Annotated in this window: 13 protein-coding genes and 1 pseudogene; 6 read left to right on the forward strand and 8 right to left on the reverse strand. The window is 54.8% G+C overall.

All coding sequences use genetic code 11. From position 1 onward, the window contains the following. Window positions 1–53: 53 nt before the first annotated feature. The 5 genes from ACGY09_RS04260 to ACGY09_RS04280 all read right to left on the reverse strand — a co-directional run bounded on the left by ACGY09_RS04260 (window position 54) and on the right by ACGY09_RS04280 (window position 6,973). Complete coding sequence (locus ACGY09_RS04260) at window positions 54–1,235, reverse strand: hypothetical protein (protein ID WP_373651430.1); 1,182 nt, start codon at window positions 1,233–1,235, stop codon at window positions 54–56. A gap of 245 nt (window positions 1,236–1,480) precedes the next feature. Then, on the reverse strand, window positions 1,481–2,668 hold the full coding sequence (locus tag ACGY09_RS04265) for an acyltransferase family protein (protein WP_397570587.1): 1,188 nt from the start codon (window positions 2,666–2,668) through the stop codon (window positions 1,481–1,483). 161 nt (window positions 2,669–2,829) lie between these two features. Beyond that, window positions 2,830–4,545: a hypothetical protein gene (locus tag ACGY09_RS04270; RefSeq protein WP_373651428.1), complete on the reverse strand. Its 1,716-nt coding sequence runs from the start codon at window positions 4,543–4,545 to the stop codon at window positions 2,830–2,832. Between the two features lie 205 nt (window positions 4,546–4,750). Further along, complete coding sequence (locus ACGY09_RS04275; RefSeq protein ID WP_373651427.1) at window positions 4,751–5,698, reverse strand: S1C family serine protease; 948 nt, start codon at window positions 5,696–5,698, stop codon at window positions 4,751–4,753. Between the two features lie 219 nt (window positions 5,699–5,917). Further along, window positions 5,918–6,973, reverse strand: a complete 1,056-nt coding sequence (locus tag ACGY09_RS04280; protein WP_397570588.1) for a hypothetical protein — start codon at window positions 6,971–6,973, stop codon at window positions 5,918–5,920. Window positions 6,974–7,443: 470 nt separating this feature from the next. On the opposite strand from ACGY09_RS04280, the gene ACGY09_RS04285 reads away from it, so the two are divergent. After that, window positions 7,444–8,049, forward strand: coding sequence for a hypothetical protein (locus ACGY09_RS04285; protein ID WP_397570589.1), 606 nt, complete (start codon window positions 7,444–7,446; stop codon window positions 8,047–8,049). A gap of 2,013 nt (window positions 8,050–10,062) precedes the next feature. Here ACGY09_RS04285 and ACGY09_RS04290 read toward each other — a convergent pair. Beyond that, window positions 10,063–11,193 (reverse strand): transposase, encoded by a 1,131-nt coding sequence (locus tag ACGY09_RS04290; RefSeq protein WP_397570590.1) that lies wholly within the window; start codon window positions 11,191–11,193, stop codon window positions 10,063–10,065. A 211-nt stretch (window positions 11,194–11,404) separates the two neighbouring features. Between ACGY09_RS04290 and tnpC the strand changes: the two are divergent. Then, a pseudogene (tnpC, locus tag ACGY09_RS04295) lies at window positions 11,405–12,805 on the forward strand (IS66 family transposase). 166 nt (window positions 12,806–12,971) lie between these two features. Here the strand turns inward: tnpC and istB are convergent. Both istB and istA read right to left on the reverse strand, forming a co-directional pair. Next, window positions 12,972–13,751: an IS21-like element helper ATPase IstB gene (gene istB / locus ACGY09_RS04300; protein WP_397568067.1), complete on the reverse strand. Its 780-nt coding sequence runs from the start codon at window positions 13,749–13,751 to the stop codon at window positions 12,972–12,974. Between the two features lies 1 nt (window position 13,752). Continuing rightward, window positions 13,753–15,315, reverse strand: coding sequence for an IS21 family transposase (gene istA, locus ACGY09_RS04305; RefSeq protein WP_397568068.1), 1,563 nt, complete (start codon window positions 15,313–15,315; stop codon window positions 13,753–13,755). 495 nt (window positions 15,316–15,810) lie between these two features. Between istA and ACGY09_RS04310 the strand changes: the two genes are divergently transcribed. The 4 genes from ACGY09_RS04310 (at window position 15,811) to ACGY09_RS04325 (ending at window position 19,209) form a co-directional block, all read left to right on the forward strand. Then, the gene (locus tag ACGY09_RS04310; protein WP_397571847.1) at window positions 15,811–16,239 is read left to right on the forward strand and encodes a transposase; all 429 of its coding nucleotides are present in this window, start codon (window positions 15,811–15,813) and stop codon (window positions 16,237–16,239) included. Then, window positions 16,233–16,631, forward strand: a complete 399-nt coding sequence (locus ACGY09_RS04315) for a transposase (RefSeq protein ID WP_397568160.1) — start codon at window positions 16,233–16,235, stop codon at window positions 16,629–16,631. Before ACGY09_RS04310 ends, ACGY09_RS04315 begins: the two co-directional genes overlap by 7 nt. Before the next feature lie 1,013 nt (window positions 16,632–17,644). Next, the gene (locus tag ACGY09_RS04320) at window positions 17,645–18,412 is read left to right on the forward strand and encodes an MBL fold metallo-hydrolase (RefSeq protein WP_397570591.1); all 768 of its coding nucleotides are present in this window, start codon (window positions 17,645–17,647) and stop codon (window positions 18,410–18,412) included. Window positions 18,413–18,579: 167 nt separating this feature from the next. Next, entirely contained in the window at window positions 18,580–19,209 is a 630-nt protein-coding gene (locus ACGY09_RS04325) for a hypothetical protein (protein ID WP_397570592.1), read from the forward strand. The last annotated feature ends 88 nt before the right edge of the window (window positions 19,210–19,297 follow it).

Raw genomic sequence — 19,297 nt, forward strand, 5'->3', positions numbered from 1 at the left:
TCGAGGAAGCAAATTCTGAGATCTCACTCGCCCCCGGTCGCACTCTCGCCTTCTCAGGAGCGGAATGAACTGCAGTCGTCATCCGAACGATGAACGTCCGGCAATACGAGGTCACAAGTTCCCCGGCAGATCAGTCGAGCGTATTCGCGATGAGGTTCAACACAGCCCCCGCTGAAGACGTCCATCGGTTCATGGAGTTGCAGCATCTCGTCCAGAATTTTTGCCGTGGCGACGGGGTCGGCGAGCGTCGCATCGACCTGACTTTCGACACGAGATTCGTCGATTTGCAATTCGCCGTTCTGGTCACGGTAGGTCGAGTTGCGCCAATGATAGATCGACAGACATTTCGTAGTGAGAGTGTAAACCAGTCCGGGACGCCAGAAATCCGCGAAGAGTCCGTTCCCTAAGTAAAAGGTCCAGCTCCCTTCGTACCCGGTCACTTCAGACGATTCCCGGTCAGGATTGCGGAACCAGGTCCGATCACCAGGAACGAAAAATTTCACGGGCAGAGGATTGCTGGGAGAACCGATTCTCCGCAGAAAGATTCGCTCGAACTCCGCCCCTTTGACCGCACGTTTTTCCGCTTGTCGATGCAGATCCTGATACAGCTCCGGATGCGTTAGTTTTGCTTCGGTCGTCATTGCCAGCAGGCAGATATACTCTGCGGCTCGCCGACACGAGAATGTATAACGGACTCCTGAGACCTCTGGTTGAGTCGTCTTCTGCAAAGCGGCAATCAATGACACACCGGGGCGCAGGATGAATCCATGGTCCTCATCATACGTCCAATACTCTGCAGGTCGCTCCGCAACGTCAGTCGCGAACGAGAGCGACGTTTTGCGCGCTGCCATCACGATGTTCTTGCGAATGCGTATGGACGACATCAGTTCGTCCAGGCTCGGGAATTGAAACGGAACTGGACAAAGCAGCATCGCCAGCACAATTTCCCGTTCGAGATCGACCGGATTCGTAACCGTGTCGAGATGCAACTTCTGGCAAAGCTGCGATGTGTCACCAGACGGAGCCAGGTTGACTGACTCGCCTTGCCGCAGATGGAATCCCAGCAGCCCCCCAAGCGACCTGGGATCATTCACCGTCGTGACATGCTGGTGGAGGTTCAGATCTTTGAGATATCTCTCGAACTCACGGCGGGCTGATTCAAGTTCTCCAAACTGCAGTCCCTGAATCTGAATTCCGCCCTCAAGCTGTTTTGAGCACGTAGCAGCACTCTGCATCTGACGAGCCTTCTGAAGTTGCTAACCGCTTCTGACAAATGAACATGAGTTTATGCCGCCGTCAGAACTTTTCCTATCGAAGTTTCTCGATGGTTGGTGCGATTCTTGATTAAGCGACCCCGATTTTCCTTTCAAAATGGGGCCCTGCATCTGAACATCCGACCAATTATGACGATTAATTCAGCTTTGGCGATCTTCACCCATCTTGAAGAAGCGAATCCTGAGGAAGTGAATGAGTCGCACGATCACGTCGCTGTGCGTTTCAAAATCGCGGAAAGTCTCAGGCTGGGAGCTTCGACGAATGTGTAAAGCGCATGAGCTGCGACGAGACTGAGTCCAAGAGCTGACAGGAGTATCGCCGATGCCTGATTCGAGGTGGGCTGATCGTCGAACAACTTCCACGCCATGGTGATCACCAGGTGGCAGACAGGGAAATGGATCAGGTAAAGACTGTAGGAAATCCGGCCCAGATACTGCAGCCACGGCCAGTTAAGCCAGCAATGAAGTCGATCAAACGAGCCCGCTACAAAAATTGAAATCGACGTCAGCAGGGCGACGCTGTTCTCGTACCACCACTCATCATCGAAGGCCAGTTCGACAAGTGCGATTCCGACGATGATGCCGTAACAGAATCTGGGAAGACTTCGATCCAGTGTCCACCAGGTGGCCATCCCCAGAAAAAACATCCAAGTGAAATGAATGACCCACGGCGTCGTACTTTCCAGCATTCTCCAGTAGAAGAGTGAGGCGAAGCCAAGTGGCGCAAACACCGCCAGCAGGGCAAAGGCCGAGGGACGCGGCTCCGACGGAACGGGGCGCGGGAAAAAATGCTGAGCAATCCCCCACCCCAGAATTGCGACCACGTAGAATTGCATCTCAATACAGATCGTCCAGATCCCCGCACTAAGCGCCTCATGCCCCAGAATGTCCTGAAGAAAGGTCAGATGAGCCGAGACACGCGCGATCGTGAGTTCCCCTTCATACGGGGACGCGAAATCCCCCGCGGCGTCGCAGACAAGATTGACCAGCACCACGCACCCCAGCGTGAACCAGTAAGCCGGAACGAGTCGGATCAACCGGCGGAGGGTGAACAGACTGACCTCGCGCGGTGTGACCCAGGTCTTCCTGCACGTGTAAGCGATCACAAATCCGCTGATGACGAGCAGCACTTGCACACCTGCTCGGATCCGAATGAATGTGGCGTCTACGATCCAGTGAATTGAATCCAACCAGGGATACGGCGGGGGTTCGTACCACCAGATGTGGAAAAGTACGATCCCCATGGCCGCCAGCCCCCGCAGTCCATCCACAAAAACAAACCGTTTCGTCGCAAGTGCCGCATCGGCAACGCTCACGGTATCCGGTGCCGCAGCGGGTTCGGATCGGGCGGGACTGGAAGACTTGGTTTCGGATTTATCGGTCACCAGTGACACGTGCGACCTCGCTCCTGCACGACCTCGATCTGACTGGGTTGCTCGCTGTGAGTCCTCAACCAGCATCAGGCCGCTGAGACGAGACAATGACGACGACGTTAAAAAAAAGAAAGCCCGATACCTGTCTCGGGCTTTCCAATTTTCATTGCAAATTCGTCAGGTTAGTCAGCTTGCTTCAGTGAGAAGGTCACAGACTTTGCTCCACGGGCATCGGGGACGGTGTAACCGCCACTTGGTGGGAAATACTTGGCGATGACTTCGAAGGGAGGCAACTTCGAGACATCAATCCCTTCCAGAACATTGTCCGAGTTTTTGAGCATGTTGTAGTAGGTTTTGAACTGCGCTTCGGTCCGCTGAAACGAAATCATGGATGCTTTTGCGGGGAAGTGTTTGGACACCTGCTTGTAATCGGCCGAATCGACCAACGTCGTGCGGCTCGCCTGACCTCGCATCATTCCTTCCAGCAGTGGGGTGTCGTTGGTGACGACCAGTTGCCCCTCTGTGATCGCGATCGAAACAGGTTGATCGCTATTCGGTGGCGAAATTTCGTAAATGATCTCGCCATTGAACTCACGAGATTCGATGTTGGAATCACCCGCCTTGACTGCCGCGGCGAGCGTCTTCTTCATCTTGCCGGCATCCTTCAGACCAAATCCGGCCAGAATCATCGGAGTCGGTGCCCCATCGTCGTCTTCGCTCTCTTTTGTCTCAGACTGCAGGATATGGATCTTGCCGTCGAGATGATCGAGCAGGTCTTTCTTGGGGTGAATCATCGGCCCCTTTTCCGCCACCGAATCAAGGAATCGAGCGGTCGCTCCGCGGCCCTGGAACTGATCAACCAGCGTTTCGATCGATCGGTAAGCCTCATTCACATTCCAGTTTCCAGCCGAATAGGACCCAATGTCGGCCGGGACCCAGTTTGGCGGAACAAGTTGTGCTGCGGGGAACTGGAACAAGCCCAGCAACCCGGTCGGCTTTTCGCCGGTATAGATGTAGGTGGAGGCCACACCGGCTAAGTCGGAATCTTCAAAGTTGACACTCCCGCCCCAGCCCGTCAGCGTATTGACCCCGAACATGGGTAGAAACGCACCCGCCAAACCGGCCTGGGGAAATGTCGCCTGTGCGGCAGTAATACCGGTCTGAATCAGGCCGAACGGGTTCAGATACCACTTGATCAGCGAATCGGCCCGGTCACCGCTGCACTGAGACTGGATGTACTTGTACTCGTTGTTCTGAGCAAGAACTTCCTCGCTGTCCCCTTCCCAGCGTTCCAGCACCGATTTCAGAGCGTCCTTATCATTGCTGAAAACCAGAAACGACTTATCAGCAAAGTACGTGATCGTCTTGAAGGGATTATCTGGCTCGGGGTTCTTCAGGGTATAAACATGAATGTTGACACGCTCAAATTCTTCGGTGGCGTGTTCGGCTTCTTCCTTCTCCAGTGCCTCGTCCATTTTCTTGAGAAGCTTGTCGATGGTCGCCTGCTGGCTGCCGTATTCAAGCAACAGGACAAACCCCAGTTTGCGAGCCGGTGTCTCAAACATTGCGAATGTGACTTCGCCCTGAGGCAACTCGGTCAGATCCTTGATCGATACCCCAACCTCTTTTTCCATCTCGCCTGAAGCTTCATCAATCTTCCGATGAACGTCTTCCAGGAATGGGGCCATCTGAGGGTCGCGAAGCAACTGACCCATCGACGACTTTTCCCATTGCTTTCCGAATTCAGGGACGTCGGCAATCGAGAAGAACAGCAACGTATCTTTGGGAAGCAGCCTTTCGCCCGGAGCAGAATCAATCGCCCGGCAAACTGACGCGAAGGCAATGGCCTGGGCGAAAACTAGCCCTAGTGCGATCGAGCGGAACCATAGTCGATTCATGAAAAGTCCAATCCCTTACAGAGTTTTAATAGCCAAAGTCGCCGTGTGCAGTCATCCTGACAGGCTTACTCTGGACTTTCATCCCACGAAACCCATTCTCGATACAGGCTGTCTCATCTTCGCAAGTTCGTCTGAAGTCAACAACATGCGAAGAGAGAATTTGTGACAGAATTGATGACCCTCGCCAGCGAGAGCCGGTTTCAGACTACTCTGATTCCTTTGGCTCGCCGGCCACCTTGCGATGAGGTGCATCGAGATAGCGAAAGCCCGTGTTGGGATTGTTGCGATCGAATGCAAAGGCTTCATGATTGTCCAGAAACAGTTTTACGTAAGGCGTCGGAATGGCAAAGCCCAGACCTTCAGCAAATAACAGCTTCATATTCGTGACCCCGATGACTTCGCCGCGAGAGTTGAACAGCGGACCTCCACTATTCCCCGGGTTAATCTCTGCAGTCGTCTGGATATAGACCTGACCCCGAAAGTTTCGATTCTTGGTCCCGATGATTCCCTGTGAAACGGACCGTTCCAGCCCGAGAGGATTGCCGATGGCGAAAACCTCTTCTCCTTCCTGCAAATCATCATCTTCCGCAAGAAATGTTGGCTTGAAGGCCAGATCCTTCTGCACCGGGATTTGCAGCAGTGCCAGGTCGAAAAATGGGTTTAAAGCGACAATCCGCACGTCATCAATCCGCCGCCGATTGAACGACCCGTCTTTCTCACGATGAAAGATGGTCGTCGCAATCCGGGTCTCACGTTCAATCACGTGATAGTTCGTGACGCAGAATCCGTTCTCGTTGACGATAAAACCAGAACCAAGCCCCCCCGGCGTCTGGACCAGGACCACCCCTTCTCCAAATTTCTCCGTCAGCTCTTTGATGCTGCGGCGGGGAAGTTGAGCCGTTCGATAGAGCCGGTGCTTATGAACCTGTTCGGGCACGTTGGCCGATTCACCGGCCGCCACCCGCGACTTGATCTGGCTCAGCGGAATCTTGATGACGTCCACCCCGATATCGACGTACAGCGTTTCCGCTTGTTGCTTCAGGACATCCCCTTCCACCTTGTGACCAGTTTTCAACTCGATCACATCAGCTCTCAGAACCGCAACCGAGACGCATAGCGCCAAGGCCATCCCTGTCAGCAAAGGAAACCGCATCGCGGATTTCATAGTAGTCCTTACTCTTGTTGATTCGGTGATGTGTCGATCACGAAGATATTCAAGACGAGTCGTCACCTGTGCTCACAGAAACGTGGTTCGAGTTGATCGACTGAGGGTAACGATTTCAAACCGACTCGCGAACAGTGAAAACGCCTGTTTCGGCGCCGAACCGCCCGACACGCGCTGGATCGCACAGCAGGGGACGCCGACACCGCCTTACCCGTTCCCGTACGACGCATGGCAGTCAGTACAAGACTTATTGACTTTGTCGACTGCCTCCTGAAAACGATCGTAAGCTTCTTCCTGACTGGCAGAGAAGGCCTCCCGCCCGCCGTCGATCAATGTTCTGGCATGCTGCTGGTACTCGTCCTCACCCGTGTAATCGTACCCGGTCGTGGTAATGACTGTTCCCAATGCCGTGAGGAGAGAAGCTTCCCGCCGGATTTGATCGGACAAGCTCTTGAACTTGGCTTCGCTGTTGACGTCCTGCTTCAGGAAGTTCTTGGCCCGCTCAATCCGTTTCATCAAGCGTTTGCGAGAAGCCACCTCACTGAATTCCCGGGCTGACGGAACTTCACCCGCGTCAGGCGGAATCGAACCGTCCAGTACGGACGTCAGCCGCTGAAACGCCGATCGTGTCTTTTCGAAATTTTCTTTACCCAGTCCCGCCGCAGACGTGCTCAGTTGGCCGGCGAACTCGCGCACGAAATGCGCCTTATCCTTCCACGTCACTGATTCGGGGTGACTCTGCATAATTCCCGCAAGGGCGGCCAGTTCCGATCCGTCGATCGCGATTTCCTGAAAGTTGGAGTTGTAACTCCCCTGATTCGACATCGATTTCGTCAGGCTGTTTCGAACGGCTTTCACTTCGCCTTGAAGTTCTTCGATGGGAATCAGTTTTCCCCACTCCAGACTGCCTGACGCCGTGATGGCCGCAGGGGTGCCAGAGTTTGCGGGCGCCGAAGGGGGTGAACCCGTTTTCGGTGCCGGGTCCGACGCACCAGCATCGGACTTGGGAGCAACGGGACTCGAATTGCTCCGAACCAGATCCAGAGGATCGTCGAAGAAGACGTCATACGGGATCTTGTTGACGAACTTCCGCCCCTTCGCGTCAACTCGGACGTTCGCTGACTTCTCCTTCGAGCCACCCTGAGACAGGGCCACCTGTCCGATGACAAGACTCAAAATCGCGGTCAAAGCGATGGCGGAGACTCCACGCGATTGCCACCCCCACGATCCCTGCGGGCTGGCAATGTTTCGAAAACGCCACATGACGGAATCCTCGTCGAAGGCCGGCTCAAGTTCTGCCAGATTCCTGCGAACAAAAGTAAAATTTTCTCTCGTGTAACACGCCGGTATTATGATTACCAGCGTCAACTCCTGCAATCACCGCAGGTGAATCGGCCAACTTCGATGGATACTCGCTTCACCTTGCTGGACTACAACTTGCAGCCTGACAGAATGAACGAACTGAACGATTTTCGAGACAGGAATGGCTGTCGTAGGATGCAAAGAAGTCGGAATTTGAACGCGTTGGCATCGCCTGATGCGGGACGTCGAACAGGCCGCACCTCTTGCGTAGCCCACCTGAACTCACTAATCGTATTTCGCGAGGCATCCTGAATCCTTCAATGAAACTGGCCATTGAAGGAGAGTTGAATACAGAGTGTTGAACTTATTGACTCGTACTGAGAACCGCCGCAGCTCGGTGATCCGCTGAATTTTGAGTAAGGAGTAGAACAATGAATCGTGCGCTGTTGTGTAGCCTTGGAGTCGCGCTCGCCGCGACCGTCGTAAGTGCTGGCGAGAGCCGGTCCGTGCGAGGGGCCTTCCCGTTTTCACTGGCCCCGTCGGTACTGGGACAGTCGGGCGGCATCCCCATGCCTGAACCGCTGACGCCCGTTCCGGACCCTGAGTTCAATCAGACCGTCCCACCGGCCTACGCCCCAAACCGTTCCAGCAACTATACCCCCAGCCCCTACTCGGCACCGGCCACCGGTAACTACCCGATCCCCGGCACCGTTCAGTATGGGACTCCAGCCTCGGTTGTGAGCGAACCTGCCTTCATGCTGGCCGCCCCGAACGCCGAGATCTACCAGAACGTCCGCTACCGCGCAGTCCGGAACATCGCTCCGGGTGCGGTCCCCATGATCGTTCAGGTCCCCGATCCCTGTAACCGAGACGCCTGCTGCAAAACCTGCGTCAACGTCCAGATCTGCGTCCCCCCCTGTGACCCACAGCGCGTGAAGGTTTCCCGCGACGGCAGCCGACTCCGTTATGACTTCGGCAAGTACTCCGTGTCCGTCCGCTCTGTCGGAAAACACGTCGTGGTTCACTACGAAGACTGATTTCACGTGAAGTGCAACTTCCCGGTCCTCTGACAACGGCACGACCGAGTCAGAAAAGGAAGCCACAACCGAAGATCAACTGATGATTCCGTCGAGCCACGTTCCCGCGAACGTGGCTCGACCCTTTTTTACCTGGCATGTTGCGAATCTCGAAGAAGCAAGTTCTCTACAGACCGTGATGACCGGAACCGTGAGCCGTAGCAGCCTGTTGAAAAACGGGGACTGGCTCCGGGCTCACCTGAATTCACCGAAGAACTCGTCTGATTTGAGGTGCCTGCTCCGTTTTTTCCACACTTTACGAATTGTCAAAGAGCGAAACGTCAATCGACTCAATCTCCGGCTCCGTATAAAGCCGAGATAAGAGTCCCCCCCCTTCGGGGGCCCCCTGCACCAACCGATCTTGTGCTTGGTCCGTGCTCCGTCTCAGGGTGCCGACTTCCCAAATCTGTTCCCGATGACCTGAAGGGGATGGTCAGCCACATCTCGAAAAACGTTGGCCAGCCGGGCCAGTCCCCCTCAAAGCACTCAAACCGTTTAACCATAATTACATGGGACTGGCCAGCCGACTGGCCAAGGTTTGGCCAGTTGGCCACCCCGTTCCCCTCGTCACCATGACTCCTCTGCAGGTGACCGTGGCGTTCATACCTGCGGCGTCCCATCGCTTCATCTCGTCCACTCAAAATCCAACGAAATGTCACCACAGTACATCAGCCTTTCCACCCCCCTCTCATTGCCGCCTCAGATTCCGACAGGTGGGTGTTGTTCCCCTGTGCCGTCTTATCACCGTTTTCCTGCGCAAAAAATCCTTTGAACTCATTGACCAAGGTGCGGATCTAAATCCTTCGCGCGCAGACTCCAGACCGCTGGAGCTCTGTCTCGGCGTTGCTCACCCGCTGACAGCGGATCTTCGAGCAGAAGCAGTGTCAGCAACAGACAGCAATCCGGCGAGTCCAAGTATCCAAACCTTTGGAACAAACAACCGATTCATCGCGAAGCCAATCAGCCCACCCCGACCGGAACCAGTCTCCCCGCAACACGTGACCTCTTTCAGAGATGGGCAGCGATCCAGGCAAAACATGAAATCCGGTACAACCGCGGAGTACAGGATCTATGCGGCCTCCCCGTCCCCGGCCTGAACGGCCATCAGATATCAATCCAGGGCAGAGCGCCGCGGCGAAGCCGCAAAGCGCCGCCCTGAGTAGGTGATGAGTAGCGCCTCCTCCGCCCTGTTAAGGGCACAATCACCATTCAAAATGAACGCCACCGAATCCCACGAAACAAGACGTTCGAAATGAAAGACCTTGCCCCAGACACACAGCCCCTGACCCAGGGCGGCGCTTGCGGCTTTGCCGCGACGCTCTGCCCTGGGCTGGCTTGTGGATGCCTTTCAGGCATCAGAATCAAACGCTGAACCGCATCGAGCGCAACAGAGTAGACTGTGCTCCAGCCCCCGTGCTGTGTTCCAGCCCCCATGTCCACATCCGGCCCAAAGGGCCATCCATTCCCATAGCCCAGCCCATCGGGCTGGGATGTGATTCGACGAAACATCACCAGGCCTGAAGGGCCGACCGTTCGAACATATGCCGAACCGCAACCAGATCATATCCGGGGCACAGGCCCATGGGGACACTGCCGTTCTTGGGCGAGTGACACGCATCCATTGCCACTCCTCAAGCCAATGACAACATCCGCAGTTGTCGCAAATTCCAAGAACAGAATTTCATCTGCGAAAATCCGCGAAATCTGCGGACCAAACTCACTCAAAGTCATTCAAATCGGTGAGACCGAGGCGCGGAGGGACCCGAGTATTTCCACGGGCTGAAGGGCTCATTGTGATTGTCACCGCCTTGAAATTAAGGTGCTCCCGTCAGTGCCCTGAAAGTGGATCATCACACTGCTTTCGCGCAATGGGTATGGTCTCTTCTGCGCAGAGACTTGTGCTGCACAGATCTCTCTCAACCTGGCAGAGACGATCGCTGTTCGGCGACGACTGGATTCGAGGAATCTCCTGCGTCAGGAGAAGACTTCGCGAGTTTCGCGGCGAACGTAGTGTCGGTGCTGGCCGATGCGGCTGCGCGTCAGCTCGATCGTCTGCGGACGACCGGCGACATTGTAGAACAGCCTGCCGAACTTTCTGACCAGTGACAACCACGTGTTGGTGTTCAGATCCAGCTTGCCCAGAACCTCTTTGAGCTGAGGCGATGTTCGGCTCCGTTGTTCACGCGGCAGCTGCTTCGCCGTCCAGCGGAGTAACCGCAGGTAATCCTCCTGTGTCATCGGCAAGAAGCCTTTGTCGCTGCAACGGGCTCCTGTACGGTTTGCAACCGGACCTGTCTTCCCTTCCCGCTCTTCCAGCGGTAACCGTGCCAGAAATTGGTCGACTGACGACGGGTGTTCTTTTGGCGTGTCGCCGGGCTTGCTGGCCGAACAGCGGGATTGATTCTTCTCCGCTGTGGAGGCATCGCTCGGTTTGGTGGTCTCTCGTGAGGCCGACCGAGGTTGTTGAGCCTGAAGCCGGCGCTGCACAGAGGTGTAGTCACTGGTCTCCAGTCGATCCGCCATCGCCGCGCGAATCGGGTTCAGGTCAACATAAGCAGCACAGGCGACGAGGGCCGCTTCGTCGAGAAGGCGCACCTCCCGAAATCGGTTCTGCCAGAATCGGCCGATCTCCCGGTCTTCGTGGTTGGCGCGCATCGCCACCGTCTGACACAACAGCCGCATCCACCAGCCAATGTCGGACAACCTCAGGCGAATCAGCTCCCGCTTGCGGGCATCGTTCTGGATGAAATCCAACTCGGCCTGATTCGGCTCCAGCGGGTTCCCGCAGTCATCCTTCCGGATCGGACAGAGGAGCAACCACCGTCGGGCGACTTCCGCATTATCCCAAGTCGCCACCACATCCGGACGAGACCGCAGGATCAGGTGAAAGTGGTTCGAGAGAATCGCAAAGCCCAGCAGATCGATCCCAAAGCAGGCGGCATAGCGTTTCAGTAGATTTTCAATCCACCCCTTCCGGTGGTCATAGTTCTTGCCGGTCAGGGAATCAGTCCCCAAGAGAAAGCACCGCCGGACAACCCGGTTCATCACATGCACGATCGCGACTTCATCGGGCGAGAAAACTTCCGCACGCGCTAACCGAGCCATGTAATCGCCTCCGAATCAAACGCAAAACCCGAGCAATTCACTCCAACGACTTCAAGGCTATCGAGCTTGTGTAGCAATTATCAACAGAATATGCTGTGTCCCTGTGGGTAACCGTTCACGGGGCGGGATTGCTCTTTCCAGGAAGTTGAGAATTTGAGACACCATTCTCATGAATCCGACGCCCGAGATACCTGCTGAGCTTTTAGCCGAGATGACGCCCGCAGTGCGAGCGTTTGTTGCGGGACTGCTGTCGACGATTGACGCTCAACAGGCTCAAATTGCGAGAATGCAAGCGGAGATTGATGATCTGAAATCGCAAGTAAATCGACTGTCTCCTCAGAATTCATCGATTCCTCCGTCGACTCAGCATCCGCATGCCAGGCCCACGCCGAAGCCGAGACCAAAGTCGAAGAAAAAGCGGGGTGGTCAATCAGGACACAAGCGTGTTGTTCGCGAGCTTGTTCCGATCGAACGTTGTGAGGAAGTCATTCCGCTGCTTCCCGAAAGCTGCCGACGTTGCGGTGAAGACCTTGACGGAACCGACTCGGAACCAATTCGCCATCAAGTCTGGGAACTGCCGAAGATCGAACCGATGATTTGGGAATACCAGCGACATCGACGGACATGCCGCCGCTGCGGAACGAGCACATGTGCCGCATTGCCTGCGGGTGTGCCAAGCGGCCAGTTTGGTCCAAAGCTGCTCGCATTCACGGGATTGTTGATGGGGCACTTCCGACAGAGTAAACGCCGTGCGGCCCTGTTTCTTTCGGATCTGCTCAACATGCCATGCTGTCCAGCAGCCACCGTGAAAATGCAGAACCGCGTGTCACAGGCTCTCGAACGGCCGTACGAGGACCTGAAGGCGTTGTTGGCGAACGAAAAACAGTTGAACATGGACGAGTCTCCGACGAAACAGGCCAATCAGAAAGCCTGGTTGTGGACGGCGGTCTCTTCGACGTTCGCCGTGTTTGCCATCTTCGCCAGCCGAGCGGCAACGGCGCTGCCAAAACTTCTCGGCGATCAGTTCAAAGGGATCATCAACTGCGACCGGGCAAAGATGTACTAGCAAGCGGAGCGGCTCCAATGGTGCTGGGCTCATTTGAAGCGAGACTTCCAGTCGCTGATCGATCATCACGACCACCAGGTCAAACGTCTCGGCCATGACTTAATGCGACGGGTCGATCACATGTTCCTGATCTGGCACAAGTATCAGTCGGGTTCCATTTCGTGGAAGACCTTTCAAACTCAGGTGCGGCCCCTCCGCAAAAAGGTCAACAGCCTATTGCTTCGCGGAGTCTCCAGCGGGAACAAGCGTTTGGTCGGACCGTGCCGCGAGTTGTCCAATCACCACAAGTGGCTGTGGACCTTTACTGAAGTCGAAGGCATCGAACCGACCAATAACGTCGCGGAGCGCGCACTGCGGCCCGCAGTCATCTACAGAAAGCTCTCGTTCGGAACGCAGAGCGAAAAGGGCAGTCGCTTCATCGAACGAATGCTGACCGTTTCGGAAACCTGCCGCCTGCAGAAACGATCCGTCTATGAGTGGCTCACACAGGCTGTCGAAGCAAGTCTCTCTGGTCAACAAGCACCATCGCTTTTCGACAAACACTGAACACGGCCGTCACAGGCCGTGAACGGTTACCCCTGTGGATCCCCTCCAATCAGCCTCTTGGAAGTATTCGCCATGTGTCGATGGGCGCTTGAAACGATACCAGTCGTGGGCGCCTCAAACGATACCATTTTGAGTGGTTCTGTCTGAAATGGTTCCGTTTGCCCTCTTATTCTTCGGTCTTGGACCCGGTGGGCGCTTTGGTACTTTTTGAACCTTTTTCAGAATTCTCTAATCGATAACTTTTGCCGGTGATTTGCACGATCTCCGCGCGATGAAGGAAGCGGTCAAGAATGGCCGTGGCGCTGGGGACATCACCGATCAACTTGCCCCAATCATCCAAGGGGCGATTGCTCGTCATCATGGTCGAACGAAGTTCGTGGCGGCGCATGATGATCTCGAAGAGGTACTCGCCGGATCGCTTCGGCAACTGCTTCATTCCCATGTCATCAACGATCAACAGATCGGGCTTGAGGTATCGCTGCAGGATCCGTTCGTGGCCCTCCATCGCCTCGTCGTGAAGGAAGTCGCGGACCGTGTCAAAGATCGAGCGGTAGTACACTGTAAAGCCGGATCGGATCGCAGCGACACCAATCGATTGGCAGAGATGGCTCTTCCCTGTCCCAGGAGGTCCGAGCCAGAGTACATCACGTTTGTCTCGAATGAAGTGGCAGGTCGCCAGATCGAAGATTCGGTTCTTTTTGATCGAGGAATTGAAACCAAAATCAAAATCTTCCAACCGCTTCACATCACGAAAACAGGCTGACGTGATTCGGCGTGAGATCTGTCGGCCATCCCGCACGAGTAATTCATCTTGAAGGATCAACTCTAAGAACTCGCGGTGCGTGAGGCCACGACTCGAGGCCTCATGCAATCGAATTTCCAGGGAATCGCCCAATCCCGATAGTCGAAGCTTCTTGAGCATGTTTGTTAAACCATCAGACATCATCTTAGTCTCCGTGAAGGGAACGTTGAATAAAATCGCTGTACTCCGACACCGATCGGATGATCGGATGGTCGCCCACGAACTCCATGGTCTGCTGTTGGGCGGCTGTTTGGTTCTCCAGCAGCCGCTTGATCACGCGATAGTTGAACGCCTGGCTGCGCCAGGCCGTGTCGCACGCTCGATCGATTTGTTCCGTCTGATATTTCTTCGTGAGACTCAACAATCCCTGAAGGACTCGAGCTGCGGGAATACCGCGAGCCTCAATCGTGGCTTCCGCCCAACGCGCTGCGTGAGGCCCTAAAAATCGCACTTTTCGTAGCGTATATTCGAGCCCGCGCTCGATCATGTGAGTCTTCGAAGGATGGATGTGTTCGTTCAATGTGCTGAATCGGCCAGCTGGTTTCGTGCAGTGGACCGTGATGCTTTCCATGCGTTGATTCAGGATCCGAACCGTCTGACTATTCCAGCGGACCCAGACATCGTGACCCAGGTACTCCGGTGGAACCGAGTAATAGGCCCGTTCAATCGCAATGTGACCGTCGCGAGAAACTTTGCGCTGTTCCTCGTGATAAAACGGGAATCGATCTTTCGGAAGCGGTTTTAAACAAGGCTTCTCGGTACTCTCGAAGGCCACTCCGACGTGTTTCTTCGTCGTTCCATGAATCCGCGTATCGGCGACCGTCTTCTCCCAATGATCCAAGTGGCTATTCTGCTGTGCCAGGCTTTCAAAGGTTCTTCCCTTCAAGGCATTCTCTTGCACATAGTCCACGCCGCGTTCGACCTTCCCCTTATGCCGAGGTGTCGCTGGTCGGGTGGGCAGTAGCACGAAGCCGTAGTGTTTGCAGAACTCGTTGATCTTGGGATGCAGTTCCGGATCGTACCAGTCGGCCTTCAGCACGACACATTTGGCGTTATCGAAGACGACGGTTTTCGGAACACCTCCCAGTCTCCAAAACGCATTCTCCAAACTGCGTATGAAGCTCTCGGTGGTCAAACGCGTCACCGCTTCTGTATAGCCCTTTCGCGAATAGCTGAGGACCGCCCGAAAGACATGGGTCTTGCGTAACGTTCCTGTGTGATCAGGGCACGGGCGACCCGCTCCAAAGTCGACCTGAAGCTCCCAGCCCGGATCGACTTCGATTCGCCGAAACGGCAATTCCCGTGACGTTCCCAGACGCTTCACAAAGCGACGGACCGACCAGTATTTTCCTTCAAAGCCGTTTTCTTCCACCAAATCCTGATAGATCCGCTGAGCGTCCAGACCCTGCTCCAGCTTCGACAAAACGACATCACGAAAGGGCTCGCAACGGCTCCGGGAAACGCCCTCTGCAACGTGATTGGCCGGCTCGTCCGACCCGGTGGGCGCCGTGGTATCGTTTGAACCTTCCGACCCGGTGGGCGCTTTGCCGGTGGGCGCTTTGGTATCGTTTGCCCCGATTTCCGACAAATGACGCCGAACAGCGTTTCGAGAAACTTCCAGAGCCAATGCGATTCCACGCTCCGACATCCCGCTCGCGTGTAACTGCTGAATAGATAAGATCTTGTCCATGCCCAGTTGATAAGCCATTGCGTCCCCATGCACTCGTTTTCTGTGAAGAAAATGAGTCACGAGACAACAAAAGCCCCTTTGTCTTCAACTGGTACCTTTTGAAGCGCCCTTCACTGGTATTGTTTGGGCGCCCACTGACACCATGAATCCTGTCTTCATCTATGGTGCAGAGCAAGGTGATGAATATGCATTCCGCATGAGCGTCTATTTACATTTGAGCAATCTTAGTCCACTGCAATATGCTACATTGGTGGTGATCGCATGCGAAATGGTTACTACAGAAGATCTTTTGGAGGCATATGATAGGGTCTCGACCGGCGAAGGAGATGTCTTTAAAAAAAGCAATTGTGCAGTGGATCTGTCTGTGTCAAGCATTACTAAGGATGATGCCATCACTGCTGTGAGAAGCCTAGAGGCAGTTTCAAAACCCCTTTATTGCAATAACGATTCTGGCAGGCAATTTGCATACCGGTAAGGGAGAAAGGAGTCCCTTACATGCGAATTACCCTGTCCATGTGGCCCCAGCGACGGCGGCCGAATACGACAGGGTCCAGGACGGTCCCGAAGCCTTTTCTTGATGATGCCCAGTGGAATTCCATCAAAGATCTGTTTGCAAACCCTCTTCCATCCCCACTGGGAGGCCGACCACGAGTCGAGCCTCGACCCTGTCTGGAAGGAATTTTGTGGGTCCTGAAGAGCGGAGGACGATGGCAAGATTTACCAGAGCGATACCCGTCTCCTGCAACATGCTGGCGAAGGCTCAAGGAGTGGACGGAGAGAGGAATCATGGTCAAAACGTGGGAACGTCTCCTGAAGTCCCTTGATCGACAGAAACAGCTGAACTGGTCGCAGGCAATGGGTGATGGCACCTTTTCGCCTGCAAAAAAGGGGGCGCCGAGGTTGGTAAGACCAAGAAAGGTAAAGGAACGAAACTCATGCTGATGACGGACGGTAACGGCGTCCCCATCTCGGGGTTCACCATTTCTGCACAGGTCGCCGAAGTCAACACGATCGAGACGCTGGTCGACATTCAAGTTGCTGGCCAGAAACCCGAGAGGCTGCTGTACGATAAAGCGGCTGATGCCGATTGGATTCGTGATACGCTCAAACTGAGAGGCATTGAGCAAATCACACCCCACCGAAAAGGCCGGAAGAAGCCGTCTCGACAAGACGGGCGAAGCCTGAAGAGATATGCGAGTCGCTGGAAAGTGGAACGCACGATCAGTTGGCTAGGCTATCAAAGAAGGCTTCTTGTCCGGCATGAATACTACCCACATCTCTTCGAAGGCTTTTTCCACCTCGCCTGCGTAATGATATGCTTGAACCGGTTTTGAAACTGCCTCTAACTGATCGTGGCTTTATTCGCCCAGCAACAGCAGCAGATCTTAGTAAAGTCTATTGGTTTAAATTAATTGATGGAAAGTTAACTACAGCGAGAGTCTCTGAACTCGAATTCGACAGGAATCAGAGCCCGTTCTTGCTTCTTACGGATTTAGGGCAGCTGCATTGGGATCACATAGTTAACCGCATTTACTTACCGTACCTCTGGTCAGATACTCAATCTGGAGTGGACTGTAGATACGCGATCTCAGTGTCTCCCCCTTCTGTTGTTGGGTTCGGGTGTCCGGTTTACGGGCACGATTGTTGGGAGTGCGATCTCTTTAAGGAGAATTCGCGTTGTAGCATTAAAATGGTTTACAACGCAAGCACAGAGTATTGGTGGAGAAACGAATTCATTTCGTATGTGTGCGAGTGTCGTAAGGTAACCGTTGGCAACTCCGAAAGCAGCGATGGCGGTGACTGACTGACAAATCACCGTGCGCGAATATGCTCGGTCAGTAATTGATAAGTGGAATCGCTCCAAGGGTATAATTGGGCTTGGTTTGGAACCAATTATTCGAGGAGGGGTTCCCAATGAAGGAGTTATTCATAGCTCGAGTTGTCATGACAAGCGGCGAATCCTTAAGAACATGCGGAGATGCCGTAACGGACAATTGAAGATCCGTTATCGAATCGTCCTCGATCTTCTGGAGGGCGACAGCGTAGCGAAGAGAACAGGATATGCAGTGTCCCCATCCCCCTTACCCACCACCCGAAGACACGTCTAACATTCGGAACCCCGGCATGGCTGACCGCATCACTAACCGATCGATCTGCTCCGATTCATTTCTCCCGCAGCCGTTTGACAAGCGGACTCGCCTGCCGTAAGCAATGCTCCTGGTGCGATGACCGGTAGTTATTGTCGTGCCTGAGCCACGATCTTCCACGACCGTCGAGGCCATGGGGCTTCTTGTTCTTCCGAGTAGTGTTTAACACAGCCTTACTCAACATCTTTCGAGTGAGTCAGATGATCCGAATTCACCATCTCAATTGCGGCACACTCCTCGTCGCCAACTATCCAACCGTCGTCTGTCACTGCCTGTTACTGGAAGACCCGAACGGACTGGCTCTCGTTGACACGGGCATCGGACTGCTCGACGTTCAAAGTCCGCTCGAACGACTTGGCCAACCGTTGATCGAGATGGCGGGATTTCAGTTCAACGAGCACGACACCGCCGTACGGCGCATTGAGAGATTTGGGTTCTCCCCCAACGATGTGCGTCACATTATCCTGACTCATTGTGACCCGGACCATGCGGGGGGCCTTGCTGATTTTCCGCATGCCACCGTGCATCTCGCGGAGGAAGAGCTGGCGAATGTGCAATCAGGGTCACTCCGGTATGTCCCAACTCAATTCGCACATTCTCCCCGCTGGCAACCAGTCTCGCAGAGTCAACACGACTGGTTGGGACTCTCCGCTCGATCTGTTCCTCTCGGGTTTTCGAGCGAGGTCCTGCTGGTCCCTCTCTTCGGCCACACTGCTGGCCACTGTGGCGTCGCGATCAGGCAGGACAAGCAGTGGATGCTCCATGCGGGTGACGCCTACTACCTGCGGGCAGAACTCACCACCGATGACCACCCCGTCTCTGCACTGGCTGCCGCTCGAGCAGATGATGATCACTCCCGTCGAGTCAGCCTCGGCCATTTACGTCGCCTGAACAACGAACTCTCGGATGTCGTCCAGATCATCGGTTATCACGACCTGACCGAGTTGCCGAACGGGCTGACGCAATAGCTCAGCCTCGATGACACTTCTCGGAAAATGCAGCACTGAGGAAAAAATCCTTCTGCCCCACTTCCAGGGTAGTGCGCCACGTAGCGAGTCGGCACATGACATGAGATCCGAGATCACATATCCTCACCATGAGTCGATGAGATCGAACCCGTCCCGAGGAATCTTCCATGCTGCGTTACCTGGCACTCAGTCTCGTCCTGGTCGGAACACTGCTTGCCGCTGATGAATCGGCCGAGTTCAAACTGGTTGCACCGGACTCATGGGGTGGCGAAACGATTTCCCTCCCGCCAGGCTTCGCTCCTGAAATGACCCTCAAAGGGGAAGAGCACATCCGGTTCGCTCCGGGCATGATGAAGGCCTCCTCGGACACCTTTTTCACCTACGCGTTCGTATTCGAACTCGAGAAGAAGCCGGAACTGAAGGACGACCTGATCAAGGACGAGTTTCTGAAGTATTACCGCGGCCTGTGCACCGCCGTTCTGAACGGCGCACGTCCGGATGTCGATCCGGAAAAGTTCACATTCGACCTCGAGAACGAGGAGCCGGACGCCAACAAGGCCGAGGACGGATCCTTTCCGGCCGGCACGCACGTCTACCAGGGCAAACTCACTTGGGTCGAACCATTCGCCACCCGCGCTCCCCAGACGCTGAACATCGAAATCCAAACCTGGACCAGTGGCAACCGCAACTACCTGTTCGCCTGCGTCTCACCCCAAACCAGAAAAGCCAAAATCTGGAAAGAACTCCACAAAATCCGCGACACATACCTCAAAGGTCACCTTAAAATCGGGCCGTGATCACCCTCGCACTCTCAAACCTCTCAGTTTTGCCTGGGCCAATCGCAGCGCGCTGCATCAATCTTTGCTCGTTGTCAGCCTGACTGAC

Origin of the sequence: Schlesneria sphaerica (assembly GCF_044336245.1) — a bacterium.
GTDB lineage: Bacteria > Planctomycetota > Planctomycetia > Planctomycetales > Planctomycetaceae > Schlesneria > Schlesneria sphaerica.